The 14,200-nt window shown below is 56.3% G+C and carries 16 protein-coding genes; 12 read left to right on the forward strand and 4 right to left on the reverse strand.

Going from position 1 to position 14,200, the window contains the following annotated elements; genetic code table 11:
* The first annotated feature begins 18 nt into the window (after nt 1-18).
* The 11 genes from ACR0DY_RS14900 to ACR0DY_RS14950 all read left to right on the forward strand — a co-directional run bounded on the left by ACR0DY_RS14900 (nt 19) and on the right by ACR0DY_RS14950 (nt 9,578).
* The gene (locus tag ACR0DY_RS14900) at nt 19-873 is read left to right on the forward strand and encodes an ABC transporter permease (RefSeq protein WP_170463247.1); all 855 of its coding nucleotides are present in this window, start codon (nt 19-21) and stop codon (nt 871-873) included.
* A complete protein-coding gene (locus ACR0DY_RS14905; RefSeq protein WP_170666106.1) occupies nt 873-1,655 on the forward strand; it encodes an ABC transporter permease in 783 nt (260 codons plus the stop codon). Before ACR0DY_RS14900 ends, ACR0DY_RS14905 begins: the two co-directional genes overlap by 1 nt.
* The gene (locus ACR0DY_RS14910; protein WP_170463249.1) at nt 1,652-2,713 is read left to right on the forward strand and encodes an ABC transporter ATP-binding protein; all 1,062 of its coding nucleotides are present in this window, start codon (nt 1,652-1,654) and stop codon (nt 2,711-2,713) included. Before ACR0DY_RS14905 ends, ACR0DY_RS14910 begins: the two co-directional genes overlap by 4 nt.
* 24 nt (nt 2,714-2,737) lie before the next feature.
* Nucleotides 2,738-4,024: a glycosyltransferase gene (locus ACR0DY_RS14915; protein WP_480484408.1), complete on the forward strand. Its 1,287-nt coding sequence runs from the start codon at nt 2,738-2,740 to the stop codon at nt 4,022-4,024.
* Nucleotides 4,021-4,386 carry a cupin domain-containing protein gene (locus ACR0DY_RS14920; RefSeq protein ID WP_170463251.1) on the forward strand — a complete coding sequence of 122 codons (366 nt, stop codon included), beginning with the start codon at nt 4,021-4,023 and terminating at the stop codon, nt 4,384-4,386. The genes ACR0DY_RS14915 and ACR0DY_RS14920 overlap by 4 nt, the downstream gene beginning before the upstream one ends.
* Nucleotides 4,383-4,727, forward strand: a complete 345-nt coding sequence (locus ACR0DY_RS14925; RefSeq protein ID WP_170463252.1) for a cupin domain-containing protein — start codon at nt 4,383-4,385, stop codon at nt 4,725-4,727. The genes ACR0DY_RS14920 and ACR0DY_RS14925 overlap by 4 nt, the downstream gene beginning before the upstream one ends.
* Nucleotides 4,728-4,761: 34 nt before the next feature.
* Nucleotides 4,762-6,279 (forward strand): aldehyde dehydrogenase family protein, encoded by a 1,518-nt coding sequence (locus ACR0DY_RS14930; protein WP_170463253.1) that lies wholly within the window; start codon nt 4,762-4,764, stop codon nt 6,277-6,279.
* A 457-nt stretch (nt 6,280-6,736) separates the two neighbouring features.
* Nucleotides 6,737-6,904 carry a hypothetical protein gene (locus ACR0DY_RS14935; protein ID WP_209505044.1) on the forward strand — a complete coding sequence of 56 codons (168 nt, stop codon included), beginning with the start codon at nt 6,737-6,739 and terminating at the stop codon, nt 6,902-6,904.
* Nucleotides 6,905-7,012: 108 nt separating this feature from the next.
* Complete coding sequence (locus ACR0DY_RS14940; protein WP_209505043.1) at nt 7,013-7,390, forward strand: lysozyme inhibitor LprI family protein; 378 nt, start codon at nt 7,013-7,015, stop codon at nt 7,388-7,390.
* 93 nt (nt 7,391-7,483) lie between these two features.
* Nucleotides 7,484-8,671: a dual-specificity RNA methyltransferase RlmN gene (gene rlmN, locus ACR0DY_RS14945; protein ID WP_480871169.1), complete on the forward strand. Its 1,188-nt coding sequence runs from the start codon at nt 7,484-7,486 to the stop codon at nt 8,669-8,671.
* Between the two features lie 286 nt (nt 8,672-8,957).
* On the forward strand, nt 8,958-9,578 hold the full coding sequence (locus ACR0DY_RS14950; protein WP_480546618.1) for a cytochrome P460 family protein: 621 nt from the start codon (nt 8,958-8,960) through the stop codon (nt 9,576-9,578).
* On the opposite strand, the gene ACR0DY_RS14955 is transcribed toward ACR0DY_RS14950, so the two are convergent.
* The 3 genes from ACR0DY_RS14955 to ACR0DY_RS14965 all read right to left on the reverse strand — a co-directional run bounded on the left by ACR0DY_RS14955 (nt 9,575) and on the right by ACR0DY_RS14965 (nt 12,553).
* A complete protein-coding gene (locus ACR0DY_RS14955) occupies nt 9,575-11,233 on the reverse strand; it encodes a U32 family peptidase (RefSeq protein ID WP_480539660.1) in 1,659 nt (552 codons plus the stop codon). The genes ACR0DY_RS14950 and ACR0DY_RS14955 overlap by 4 nt on opposite strands.
* Nucleotides 11,234-11,297: 64 nt before the next feature.
* Nucleotides 11,298-11,636 carry a hypothetical protein gene (locus tag ACR0DY_RS14960; RefSeq protein ID WP_480484160.1) on the reverse strand — a complete coding sequence of 113 codons (339 nt, stop codon included), beginning with the start codon at nt 11,634-11,636 and terminating at the stop codon, nt 11,298-11,300.
* A complete protein-coding gene (locus ACR0DY_RS14965; RefSeq protein ID WP_267363719.1) occupies nt 11,633-12,553 on the reverse strand; it encodes a J domain-containing protein in 921 nt (306 codons plus the stop codon). The genes ACR0DY_RS14960 and ACR0DY_RS14965 overlap by 4 nt, the downstream gene beginning before the upstream one ends.
* A 160-nt stretch (nt 12,554-12,713) precedes the next feature.
* Between ACR0DY_RS14965 and ACR0DY_RS14970 the strand changes: the two genes are divergently transcribed.
* Nucleotides 12,714-13,097, forward strand: coding sequence for a hypothetical protein (locus ACR0DY_RS14970; protein ID WP_267363718.1), 384 nt, complete (start codon nt 12,714-12,716; stop codon nt 13,095-13,097).
* On the opposite strand, the gene ACR0DY_RS14975 is transcribed toward ACR0DY_RS14970, so the two are convergent.
* Nucleotides 13,098-14,198 carry a cystathionine gamma-lyase gene (locus ACR0DY_RS14975; RefSeq protein WP_480484158.1) on the reverse strand — a complete coding sequence of 367 codons (1,101 nt, stop codon included), beginning with the start codon at nt 14,196-14,198 and terminating at the stop codon, nt 13,098-13,100. It abuts the gene before it with no gap.
* Nucleotides 14,199-14,200: the final 2 nt, after the last annotated feature.

Below are 14,200 nucleotides of genomic sequence, written 5' to 3' on the forward strand. Positions count from 1 at the left end.
CCACAGATTGCCAAGTATATGACCAATCGACTGAAATCGGTGATCTTGCTGGGGCCGGGCCTGGGCTGGCTTGCGCTTCTTATGGTGGTGCCGTGTGGCCTTATTTTTACCTATGCGTTCTTTGAACGCGGTATCTATGGCGGCATCGACCACGTCTTTACGTTTGAAAATTTTGTGCGGGCCGCCGATCCTCTTTACCTCGGGATCTTCTTACGCTCGGCCAAGATCGCGTTTCTGGCCACGATAATCGCGATCCTGATCGCCTATCCGGCGGCCTATGCCATCACGCTGGCGCCGCGCCGTTGGCAGACCGGTTTGCTGATCTTGGTGATCTTGCCGTTCTGGTCCAACTACCTAATCCGCACTTACGCCTGGATCGTGATGCTTAACCGCGAGGGCTTGATCAATAATACTCTCCAGGGGGCAGGCTTGATCGATGAGCCGCTGTCTCTGCTTTATAACAATTTCGCGGTGATCGTTGGGCTTGTCTACAACTACACCCCCTTTGTGGTTCTGGCGATCTATTCGTCGCTGAACCGCATAAATGTCGAAACCATAGAAGCCTCGGAAGATCTTGGAGCGCCCGCTTGGACCACTTTCTACCGGGTGATACTGCCACAGACCGTTCCCGGGATTGCGGCAGGTGGTGTCTTTGTTTTTGTATTGTCGATCGGCAATTTCATTACGCCCGATTTGCTTGGCGGCGGGCGACTTCAGATGGTTGGAAACCTGATCTATGACCAGTTCCTGAGCGCCCGCGACTGGCCGTTCGGAGCAACGCTGTCGATGTTCCTGATTGCGATTATGATGGGGCTTTTGTTCGCACAGGCGGTATTGGCCAATCGCGCAGCGGGACAGAGAGGGCAGGACTGATGCGGGACCGATCCAACATGGGCCTGAAGCTGCACCTGGTTTTGTTTTACACCTTTCTCTATGTGCCGATCCTTGTGCTCATGGCGTTAAGCTTTAACCGGGCCGGACTTCCAACTGTATGGACCGGGTTTTCGTTGGAATGGTACGGCAAGTTGTTTACCGCGGATCCAATACTGTCGGCGGCGCGCAACACGCTAATCGTGGCCTTAATCTCGACCGTTCTGGCGACAATAATCGGCACGCTTTTGGCGGTCGGTGTCGAGACACGGCGTAATTCTTCAGTTCTAGACGCGGTTCTGTTCGCACCGATGATCATCCCCGACATAGTTCTGGCCATCGCGCTCTTGTCCTTTTTCACCCTACTCAACATGACGTTGGGGCTTCATTCGATCATCCTCAGCCATGTCGTATTTAACATAGCCTTTGTTGTCGCCGTGGTGCGTACGCGGATGCGCAATTTCGACCATTCGATACTTGAGGCCAGTGCCGATCTTGGGGCCAGCGAATTCACCACCTTTCGCCGCATCCTGCTGCCCGCCATCGCGCCGGGGGTTATCGCCGGGGCGCTGTTGTCTTTTACCCTGTCTGTGGACGAATTCATTATTGCCTTCTTTACCGCCGGTGCTGGGCAATCCTCGACCACGTTGCCGATGCAGATTTACGCAATGATCCGATTTGGCGTCACGCCGGAAATCAATGCGATGGCTACCATCGTCATGTTCGTTTCATTCACGCTGGTCTTCTTCGCACAGCGTACCGACAAAGAGGTTTTCAGCCGATGAACCAAGGGGTTCAACTCAGGAATATAACCAAGCGATACGGTTTGGTGACCGCGATCGACAATGTTTCACTGGATATTCGCGATAACGAGTTCTTTGCACTTTTGGGCCCATCGGGCTGCGGCAAGACCACACTATTGCGGACGCTGGCGGGATTCGAAACGCCACAGGAAGGACAGGTAATCGTTGCCGGGCAGAACGTGACAAACATACGTCCCAGCAGGCGGCCCCTGAACCTGATGTTCCAATCCTATGCCTTGTTTCCGCACATGAGCGTCGAAAAAAACATCGCCTATGGGTTAGAAATGGAGAAATTGCCTAAGGACGAAATTGCCACGAGAGTGGCCGAGGTTCTGGAAAGTGCGAAACTTTCGGGATTTGCCGGGCGCAAGCCGGATCAGCTTTCTGGTGGGCAGCGACAGCGGGTTGCTTTGGCGCGCGCGCTGGTCAAAAGGCCAAAAGTCCTGTTGCTGGATGAGCCCCTTTCAGCTCTGGACAAGAAACTACGAGAAGAGATGCAGCTGGAGCTCAAACGGTTGCAACACGAGGTGGGGATTACATTTCTAATTGTGACCCATGACCAGGAAGAGGCCTTGGTCATGGCCGACCGGATCGCGGTCTTGCATGATGGTAAGCTGGCGCAGGTCGGTACTCCTCACGAGCTCTACGAACACCCCGGATCGCGCTTTGTTGCAGATTTTATAGGCGTGATGAACTTTCTGGATGGTAACGCCGTCGACGGCGGTGTCGATGTCCACGGGGCGGGAATGCTGAGGGGCGTTTCCGAGCTGCGCGGTGCTGCCACGATTGCTGTGCGCCCGGAACGGGTCAGCCTGATGCAGACCGCCCCTCGAGATGGGCGCAACTGCCTTCCAGGCACTGTCGAAGAAGTCGCCTATCACGGATCAGACCTGGGTGTGCATGTGCGCGTTCGCGGTGGGAGGAGCACCCTTTCCGCCCGCGTTCCCGCCAGCCAAGCCGACCGTGAAAATATCCAGCCGGGTCAGGATGTCCACTGCGTATGGGACGCGAAACATTCCCGCATCCTTCCCAACTGCTAAGCCAAATCTAACCGGAGACCTACAATGTCACAGAAAACCATCGCCTTCTTCCCCGAAGCTGCCTTTGGCCCTGCGCTGAATTCGGTTGGCATCGCGCAGGCCTGCGAGAAACTGGGCCATAAGGCTGTATTTCTAAGCGATCCCGGCTTTGTCGAGGTATATGAAGGTTATGGGTTTGAGGCGCATCCTGTTGCCCTGTCCGAGCCGATGGAACCCGAGGCGATGGCAAAGTTCTGGGAGGATTTCATCAACGGTCACATCCCAAATTTTCGCAAAGCCCCGATTGACCAAATCGATAACTACGTCAAGGATTGCTGGGAGGCGATCGTCGACAGCGCAAAATGGGCGCAAAAAGATCTGCCCGAGGTATTGGCAAAAATCAAACCAGATATGATCTGCGTGGATAATGTCATTATGTTCCCAGCCATCAAGCAGTTCGGCGTACCGTGGGTGCGGATCATCTCATGTTCCGAAAACGAAATCCCGGACCCGATTGTGCCGCCGCACTTATCGGGCTGTCGGGTGGATGACCGCGAGGGCATGGAGGCCTATGAGGCAAAGTTCCACGATGTGATCAAGCCGATCCACGACGACTACAATGCGTTCCTAGCCAGATGCAACGAAGACGCCTATCCGATTGGAGAGTTTTTCGAAGCGTCGCCCACAATGAACCTTCTGCTTTATCCCGAGCCGGCAAAGTACGAACGGCAGAACCCACTGGACCCAAACCGGTTTCAGTATCTTGAAGGTTGCGTGCGCGAAGAAGAACCCTTTGAGGTGCCAACGTTTAAGTCCAACAATGACAAACCACTTCTCTATGTATCTTTCGGGTCGCTTGGCGCAGGCGACACCGACCTGCTAAAGAGGATCATTTCGACCATTTCCAGGTTGCCCTACCGGGCGCTCGTAAATGTCGGGGATTACATTGACGAATACACAGACATTCCCGACAACGTGCACATACAGAGCTGGTATCCCCAGCCTTCGGTAATTCCGCAGGTTGACGCGGTGATACATCATGGCGGTAACAACTCGTTCACAGAGTGCCTATATTTCGGCAAAACAGCAATCATTATGCCCTATGTCTGGGACGGCCACGATAACGCCACCCGTGTTCAGGAAACCGGCCACGGGTTCGGGTTTCACCGATACGACTGGACCGATGATGAATTGGCTATTGCCCTCGACAAATGTATCAACGATCCAGGAATGCAGGCGAAGATGGCGGCAACCTCTGCTCACATGCAGTCACGGCATGGCCCGACCAAGGCAGCTGGCATTCTCGACGAAATCCTGAAAGCCGCGGAATGAGCAGCGCCCCGCATCTTTCGGAAATCTCGACCCGCACCGACCTCACGGACTGGGGGCTACAGCCGGACATGATTGAAGGCCAGTCGCATTCATCGGGTATGCTGGTTCACAAGGGTCCTGACAACCGGCCGGAGATCGGCGCATGGGTCTGCACTCCAGGCCGCTGGCGCCTAACGATACCGCGTGACGAGTTCTGCTATTTTGTGCAGGGCCGCGCGGTCTATCGGTCGGATGCAGGCGAAAGCATCGAAGTTACGCCCGGAACGGCCGTACTATTCCTCGCCGGTTGGGTAGGGGAATGCACGGTCGAGGAAACATTGCGCAACACCTACTACCTAACGGATCGCGAACCTGAAACATGACCACGCCACGTATGCAAAACCCGCTCCAGCAGACTGATCTTGTCGATTGGGGGGTAATCCCGACGATGATTGAAGGGCAATCCCGCACCTCGGGAAAGCTGATCCACAAGGGGCCTGACGGCCAGTCCGAATGCGGCCTTTGGGTCTGCACTCCCGGTAAGTGGGAATGTCACGTCACCAAGGACGAGTTCTGCCACTTTCTGGAAGGCCGCTGTACCTATATCCATGAAAGCGGCGAGGTAATTGAGATTACGCCCGATACGGCGGCCTTTTTTCCGCAGGACTGGAAAGGCGTTTGCACTGTCCACGAGACGGTCAAGAAAGTGTACATGATCCGCTAACGGCGCAATGCCTGTCAAACAAGGGGGCTGCCCAATGCGTGACCCGTTCAAATCTACCTACTACCTCAACCCCAAGCATGTGCCATTGGAGGGTGGTGGGACCACTCTGGTCAACCCGTCTACCTTGCAGCCCGTCGGGGTTTTTGGTGAGCCGTCGCCGCAGATCGTGAACCAGGTCCTGGACCGGGTAAATGCGGCGCAAAGGAGGTGGTCCGCGATGGACTGCAAATCTCGCGCGCGGGTATTGCACCAGATCGCCAACGACATCGAAAGCGGCGACATGACTGAGATCGCCCGCTTGATGACATTGGAAACGGGCAAACCTTACCCTGAATCGATCGGCGAGATTGCGAACATCCCGCCGGTTTTCCGCTACTATGCCGAGATGGCGCGCAATGACGCGGGCAAGATTGCCGGCACGATGCAAACTGGATCTTTTCAGTATCAGACATACGAGCCCTACGGCGTGTCCGTGCATGTGGTTCCGTACAATTTCCCCCTCATTCTTGGCTGCTGGTCGATGGCCGCATCACTTGCGGCAGGTAACGGTGTAGTGTTGAAAGCCTCACCTGCAGGAACTTTGTGCACGATGGCGTTCATGGAGTTTTTTCGGGCGTTGCCCCAAGACCTGATTGCTTGCCTGCCGGGTGGTGCAGACGTGGGCAAACAGCTGATTGCCAGCCCCAAAACCCATGTGGTCGCTTTTACAGGGTCCGTGCCGACAGGTCGTGCAGTCGCAGTGGCCGCAGCGGAGAACCTGAAACCCGCAGTGATCGAGGCTGGGGGAAGCGATCCACTGATCGTCAGTAAACACGCCGACATCGCGGTCGCTGCTGCCGGGGCGGTTACCGCTGCATTTTTGCAGTCGGGCCAGGTTTGCACATCGTCTGAACGGATTTTTGTAGTGGATGACGTGTACGACGATTTTGTCGATGAATTCGTGACCCGAACCCGGAAACTGCGCATCGGCGACGGAATGGGGGTGGCGGAAATCGGACCTTTGGCCTCCAAGGAGGCACGCGACAAGGTCGAGCGTCTGGTGCGCGATGCAACTGAGAAAGGCGCGGTGGTTGAGGTAGGAGGCGGTACCCCGGATCACGTCGGGCCGGGTTGGTTTTTCGAACCAACGATCCTGACCGGCGTGACGACGGACATGGCGCTAACTCAGGAAGAGGTTTTTGGGCCAGTCGCCTCGGTCATTCGGGTGAGCGACTTTGACCAAGCGCTTGAACTGGCAAACGCGTCACAATTCGGTCTTGGCGGATGCCTGTTTACCGGCGACTTGGACGAGGCATTTCAAGGGGTGAACAAGCTACAGGTGGGGATGGTCTGGGTCAACAACCCGCTCGTGGACAACGATGCCTTGCCTTTTGGCGGCGTCAAGAATTCTGGGCTTGGGCGTACGCTAGGCCTTCAAGGCCTCGAGGCTTTCAGACGACCCAAGATGGTCGTGATTGATCCGAAGGCGAAGGAGGCGGACTGGTGGTATCCATATCCCGACGACTGGTTCTATTCAGATGACGTACAGGGCGGGAGAAAGCACACCGGCTAGGGTGATGATCGGTGCGACCTGATCGACTCTACAACTGAAGATGAGCTAACGGCAGGATTGTCCGCGTTGCGGTCACTGATCGTTCGCATATCAACCCAATCCGCTCGCGTTGTGCGCGGCGAGTTGAAGGCCAAGACTGCGATGTTGACCGGTCTGCGTAAGCCTTTTCTTATTCGTGCCTGTCAGGATGCAGTATCACCAAGCGCCGCTTTCGGTACGCTCCACATTCAACCAGTATGCCACACAAGCGCTTCCGTCGTAATTATGTTTAAACCCTCTGAGATGGGGAACCTTCAACACCGCAGAACTCAATCACAACGTGGAACAGCACTGTTACTCACCCCAGAGCGCAAGATGCAACTTTACGCAGGATCAACCCGTTTACTTGATCCGTATCAATGTGAGCTCTGACGATTTCCGAACTAATCAGTTCAAGAGAAACCAAGGAGTTGCCACCATGCTGAACAAATCTCTTGTCGCGTTGATGATGATATCAGCCATGCTGCTGAGTGCCTGCGAAAACAAGGGCGAGACATATCCCGTAACCGGCGAACAATGCGGACCGAACGATCCGGTCAAGACCCTGGATGCCGAAGATTGCTATATCCCACCCGCGGGTGTCTGACGCGGAACTGCATTTCCGTTGGTTTAGGGGGCCAACCGGCATCTAAACCTTTCTGGCAAAAAATGTCACTCTGGCCTGACCCCAGCTGAATGGATGAATGAGGCGGCCATGCGTCTGATCTTGATCGCGCTGCTTTTGCCAGCCACCGCAACCGCCGACCCGGCGTTGGAATGTTCCGACGCCGGATCACAAGTCGAAATCGGATCCTGCGTCGGAGAGATGGAAGCACGGGTCTCGCGCGCGCTGCAGGTGAGTTTTGATTTGGCGGTACAATCTGCCAAGGAACTGGACGAGGTCACCGGGCGGATAGTGGCTGAACCTGCCCTTATGGCGGCGCAACAGGCCTGGGAAACCTATCGCGATACGCATTGCACCGCCGTCGGCGCGTCGTTTGGTGGCGGATCGGGTACAGGTATCGCAATCACATCATGCCGGGTGAATTTGGGGCGGGCACGCGTTGAAGAACTGTTGAGTTTTGCAGACTGACTGAAACGATTCCTTTTGATCTTTGCACAGGTTCCTATATAGAGGCGCATCCCAAGCCAGAATCCTTGAAGATACGCCTCAGCAGGTACCACAATGTCGCCCAAAGCGCCGATCACTCAAGACGTCATGACCCTCCCTCGCAAATTGCCCGAGGGGAAGGTGAACCTTGTCGGTCTCACTCGCGACCGTTTGCGCGAGGTCCTGATCGAACATGGCACGCCGGAAAAGCAGGCAAAGATGCGCACCGGTCAGATCTGGCAGTGGATTTATCAATGGGGTGTGCGTGATTTTTCCCAGATGACGAATCTGGCCAAAGCCTACCGTGCGCAACTGGCCGACAACTTTGTGGTCGAGATACCCGAGGTGGTGACCCGACAGGTGTCCGAGGACGGCACCCGCAAATATCTGTGCCGGATCGCGGGTGGGCACGAGGTCGAGGTGGTCTACATCCCCGAGGAAGATCGCGGAACGCTGTGCATATCGTCTCAGGTCGGATGTACGTTGACATGTTCGTTTTGTCATACCGGCACCCAGAAGCTTGTACGTAATTTAACATCTGCCGAAATTGTCGGGCAGATCATGATGGCGCGCGACGATCTTGACGAATGGCCGACCCCCGGTGCGCCAAAGGATGAAACGCGCCTTCTGTCAAACATCGTTCTGATGGGAATGGGCGAGCCGCTTTACAATTTCGAAAACGTCCGCGATGCGATGAAGATCGCGATGGATCCCGAGGGGATTTCCCTGTCGCGCCGCCGCATTACGCTGTCAACCAGCGGAGTGGTGCCCGAAATTGCGCGCACCGCCGAGGAGATCGGCTGTCTGCTGGCGATCTCGTTCCATGCAACCACGGATGAAACCCGCGACGTTCTGGTTCCGATCAATAAACGCTGGAATATCGAGGAGTTGTTGCAGGCGCTGGCCAGCTATCCGAATGCCTCGAACTCCGAGCGGATCACGTTCGAATACGTGATGCTGGATGGTGTGAATGACAGCGACGCGGATGCCCATCGTTTGATCGACCACATCAAGCGTCACAAGATTCCGGCCAAGATCAACCTGATCCCGTTCAACGAATGGCCCGGTGCACCGTACAAGCGCAGCTCGAACAACCGCATCCGCGCTTTTGCCAACATCATCTATCAGGCAGGCTACGCCTCTCCCATTCGCAAGACACGGGGCGAGGATATCATGGCGGCGTGCGGTCAGTTGAAATCGGCAACCGAACGCGCCCGCAAATCGCGCAAACAGATTGAGTCCGAAGCCGGTTTAACCCGGTAGTTTTTCTGTTGGATTCATCATGGTTTGGATGGTCGCGCTTTGATTGTCAAAGATGACCGCCCGCACGCATGAAGTGTGCCTGTAAACTTAATGTTTCAGGTACTGATTCAATATGCAAAGTTTGCTATATTTTAATGATTCAATGCCGCAGGATGCAGGTTCAAATCGATGCACAAGGCGGTGAGTTTCCGGGACCTGAGCTGGTAAGAGATCCCGGAGCCGCTAAAATGCGAATACTGCCGTCAAGTGGCGCTCAGGCGAACTGATTTTCAGGTGGGTCGTAATAATGGACTCGTATCTTCGAATTTTTCTCCAGCACAAGGCCATTGCGTGCGCGATACTTCTGATTTCTTCAGGATTGGCAACGGCGGATGGCCACAACGCTCATATCGCGATCGAAAACCCGGCAGAGCTGAGCAAGGATGAAGCCGCGGCTCACTACCATTCACTGCGCCGCCGCATGGCACGGGGGTATGCTGCGGCGCAACTGGATCTGGTTCTAAACTATCAAAGCTGGCCGCTTTTCAACGACGCGCCATATATTTCCGCGACACACGGTCAGCGTTACGTAAACACGTATGCCAACCGAATGGCCCATAACTACGGGACATTGCAGCAAGGCGAAGAACTTCCCATGGGATCGGTGCTTGCCAAGGACAGCATGACGGTGACCGATGAAGGTCACATACATCCCGGCGCCATGTTCATAATGGAAAAACTGCCAGAGGGTACCAGCCCGAACACCGCTGACTGGCGTTATATCATGGTGCTGCCAGACGGGTCCTTGTATGGCGATACAATGGGCGCCCGTGCCAGCGAAGTTGCATATTGCCATGTCTGTCACGAACAAGTGGCGGATCGTGACTATACGTTCTTTGTTCCCGAAGAATATCGGGCGGGAAACTAAGCCGGTTCACCCGGCAGCTTGAGTTCTGTCGCCTCGCGGCGACTGAGTTGCTCGCCTTGCTTCCGTTTGGACAGTACCTCGCGGGCCAACGCGTATTTGTCATCTTGCCAGAAGATCAGGCATCCGTTGCAGCCCTTGCCGCAGCATCCTTCCGTGCCGATGCGGTTTGTCTTGAACCGGCGTTCGTTACCGTCTAGGCCAATCTTTTCAATCAGATCATCGCGACGGCCTGCATAGGCAGTTGTGTTGTCGCGACCGGTGGTTTCCAATCCCTGCACGAGCTTGTCAAAGCGAATGCGGCTCCAGTGTTCGTCGGTCAGGGCGCGTTCCTTGCGCAGCACTGAATAGACCGGAAAACGGGCGCGCAGATCGTCGATATCCTCGTGATCAAACAGGGTGAAAGGCATCCGAATGATGGTTTTTGTGCTGCCATGCACGACGTCCAGCCGTGCGCCATCATGGGCGCGTTCGAAATCATAAACCCGCAGCAGAACCGTGTCGCGCGCAACTGGCGAGACGAAATCCAGCACATCACCCGGTTCCAGCTTGTTCTTCACCTCGACCAGAAAGGCATCCTCGGTCACTTCGGTGACGATCCCGGCATATTCCCATTGCGCGATGGATGCGGTGTGTTCGTAATCATGGGCGTAATTGGTCAGCCGCCCTTCGTGGAAGGCCAGCGTATAGCCGCGATTCCCGACGGTTTCGAGCTCACGCATGTAAGGCTTGGGGTCCCAGTTTTCGGGGTCCGCGAAATAGTCATCTATCGCCATACGATAGGCCCGTGCGACGATCGCGGCGTAGTATTCCGATTTGCCGCGCCCTTCGACCTTGAGGCTGTCGACACCGATTTTCAGGTACTCATCCAGCTTCGGCATGATGCAGAGGTCGCGTGAGTTGAGGATGTACGAGCCGCGATCATCCTCTTCGATGGGCATCAGGTCACCGGGGCGGCAGCCTTCTTCCAGCAGGAATTCGAACAGGTCGGCGTTTTCCTCGGTGATACGCAGCTCCTGATGTGTGCCATCCTTGAGGCGCAGTTTCAGACCATAGTTCCAGCGACAGGAATTGGCGCAGTTGCCCTGGTTGGCCCCGCGTTCGGCCATGAAATTCGACAGCAGACAACGGCCCGAATAGGTCATGCACATAGCACCGTGCACGAAGGATTCTAGCTTGATATCAGGGCACTTCTCACGGATCTCGACCAGTTCGGGATAGGAAACCTCACGCGCCAGAACCACCAGCTCGGCCCCCTGATCCTGCCAGAACTTCACCGACAGCCACGAACAGATATTGGCCTGGGTCGAGATATGCAGCGGCAGTTCGGGCGCGCGCTCGCGGACGTATTGGAACACGCCTGGATCGGCGATGATCAACCCGTCGGGCTGCACCTTGCGCACCGTGTCGATGTATTCGTCCAGCTTCGGGATGTCTTTGTTATGCGAGAACAAGTTCAGTGTCAGGTAGGCGCGCCGACCATGGCTGTGACAGAACTCGACCCCTTCAATCACCTCGTCCAGCGAAAACTCGGACTTGGTGCGCAGCGACATATCCGGCGTACCCAGATACACGGCGTCTGCCCCATAGAGGATGGCGAGCTTAAGTTTGCGCAGATTGCCCGCAGGCATCAGCAATTCGGATCTGGGCTGGGTCATGGAAGCTACCTGACAAAGGATCAAGGCGGCCTTCTACGCCAAAATCATTGCGCCCAAAACCCTGTTATCTGCGACGGAACCGCGCTGTGCCAATGACCTCGATCAGTTGTTGGCGCACCGGCTCGGGTTGCGCCTCGACTGCGTTCAGAACCTCACGCAGTTCAGCGCGCAGCCCATGCATCTGATCAATCAATGAGATCATCATCGACAGCGCATCGGCCTCCATGTCGTATTGCTCGTGCAACTCGCAAGCCAGTTCCAGCCGGGCAACGTCGATACTGTGATAGACCAGCCCCTGCTCCGATTGTTCAGGGATCACGATTTCGGCCGCAAGATACTCGGTTAGGCGGTCCGAGGTCAGGCGCGAGACGGTTTCGATCAGTTCCTTTTCGGTCAGGGTCATGACGGCATTCCTTTCCGCGGATCGTAGCGGTGCGTTTCGCGCCATGTCTCCATGAACTGCCTGAGATCATCATCGATCTTGTCGGGCATCGAGACAGTCAATTCGATCAGTTGGTCTCCGCGCAGGGACGAGCCGCGTTTCTTCACCCCCTTGCCGCGCAGGCGAAGGGTTTTGCCGCTGCTTGTGCCCGCCGGAACATTGACGTTCACACCGCCATCGATGGTGGGGGCGGCGACTTTCCCGCCCAGAATGGCCTCATCGATGCTGATCGGCAGCGTGATATGGATGTCGTCGCCCTGACGGTCAAACACCGGATGTTTGGCGACCGTGACGGTCACCAACGCATCCCCCGGAGGGCCTTCGCCATAACCCGGAGCACCCTTGCCGCGCAGACGGATGGTCTGACCTTCTGTTATGCCGGCGGGGATCTTGACCTCGATCCGGTTGCCGTCTGGTAGCGTCAGTTTCTGGCTGGCGCCAAACACGGCATCCAGAAAGCTGATCTGAAGGGAATAGTTCAGGTTATGCCCCGGCGCATGAAACTCATGCCTTTGCTGGCCGCCAAATCCACCGCGGCCGCGCATGAATTCAGCAAAGATGTCCGACATGTCGTCCGGGTCCGCCTGACGCCCGCGATAGGGGTTTCCAGCGGCCTCGGCATAGTCCCGGTAATAGTGTTGTTGCGGGCGTTCCTGACCCGATGCGTCGATTTCGCCATTGTCGTAACGGGCGCGGGTTTCAGGATCTTTCAGCAAGTCATACGCTGCAGCTGCGGCCTTGAATTTGGCCTCGGCCTTGGCATCGCCGGGTTTCAGGTCCGGGTGGCACTCCTTGGCAATACGCCTGTAGGCTTTCTTGATTTCGTCGGCACTGGCGTCTTTCGATACGCCAAGGACGGAATAGGGATCGTCGCTCATCTCACACTCACGGGTCAGGGACAGGTCTGATCTTGATGAATGTGTTCTACCACGTGTTTTCAACGGGTCAAAAGGAAGAGGCGATTGAATTGTCTCGAAAAAACTCAGAAGCCTGCTAATATCTTCATATTTCTGATTGTAGATTGACGGAGGCCATCCCATGTCGCGCAGAATCAAATCCGCTTTGGCCCTGCTGGCCGGCAATGCCATCGGGCTGTTGCTGGCTTCGCTGATACTGTCCGGTTTCGCGATCAAACCGATCTCATTTATCGTGGTTGTGATCGTTTTCACCGTCGTTCAGGTGATCGCCGAGCCCTTGATACTGAAGCTTGGCGAAAAGAAAGCGCCCGCATTGAAAGGCGGGATTGCCCTGGTCGTGACATTTGTGGGCCTGCTGGTGACCGACCTCATCGCGTCGGGGCTGACCGTTGGTGGTATCTCGAACCTGCTGGCGGCGACGCTGCTTGTCTGGCTGGGGGCGCTGATCGCCAGCGTGGTGCTGCCGATCTACGTTTTCAAGGACCTGCGTGCCGCGAAGAAGTAATCACAGCGCGTTCAGGCTGGCCTCGATCGCCTGCCACAGTTCGTCCACCGGTTCGCATCCAACGGACAGGCGGATGAAGGCCGGGTCGACCATATCACCCCATCGCGCGCGGCGTTCGGCCGAGCTGTGAACACCTCCGAAGGATGTGGCGGGGCGCAAAAGCGGGCAGGTGTTGATGAAGGCTTCGGCCTTGTCTTCGCTCTCCAAAGTCAAGGATAGCAGAAATCCGAACCGTGCCGTTTGTGCCTGCGCCAGTGCGTGCGATGGATCATTGGCCAGCCCGGGATAGCGGACCTGTTTGACCGCTGGGTGAACTGCCAACCGTTCTGCTATTACCTGAGCCGAATTGCACATCCGGTCGAACCGGACATCCAGCGTTTCCAACCCGCGATGCAGCAACCATGCCTCATGCGGTCCGGGGATCGAGCCGGAGACCTTCCGCCATTCCTCGACCCGTTCCATGATGTCACTGTTGCGGCTGGCCACATGGCCCATCAGCATGTCGGAATGCCCGCCCATCGCTTTGGTGTCGGACGACACGACCACGTCGATGTCCAAATCCAACGGACGCTGACCCAACGGCGTCATCGTCGTATTGTCGGCAATCGTCACCCCGCCAGCAGACCGCACCTGTTCGGCTGTGGCTTTCAGGTCAATCATGTCCAGACCGGGGTTCGAAGGGCTTTCGACGAACACAACGTCAAACCCGTCAAAACCACCTGCGGCAAACGCAGTGGTCGGGCGCTCTTCAACTGTCACGCCAAGACGCGAAAGGAACCGGTCGGCCAGCAGACGGGTGACATAGTACCCGTCCGAAGGAATCAGAAGGCGCGACCCGGCTTGCACCGTTGCAAAAAGAGCCGCAGAAATTGCGGCCATCCCTGAAGGAAAACTGAGGCAAGGCGCGTCTTCCAGATGGGACAAAACATGCTCAAGATGTACCCAGGTGGGGTTATCGACACGGCCATAGGTCGGGTGACCGTCCGGCATGCCCGGCAGATGGAACATGCTGCTTTGCGTCAGTGGAAGGGCGACGGGTTCGCCTTTTGACAACGCGTTGCCACGTAGGTGGAGCATTTCGCCTGTCTTTGGGGGTTTCATCG

It is taken from the genome of Ruegeria sp. O6 (assembly GCF_056535045.1).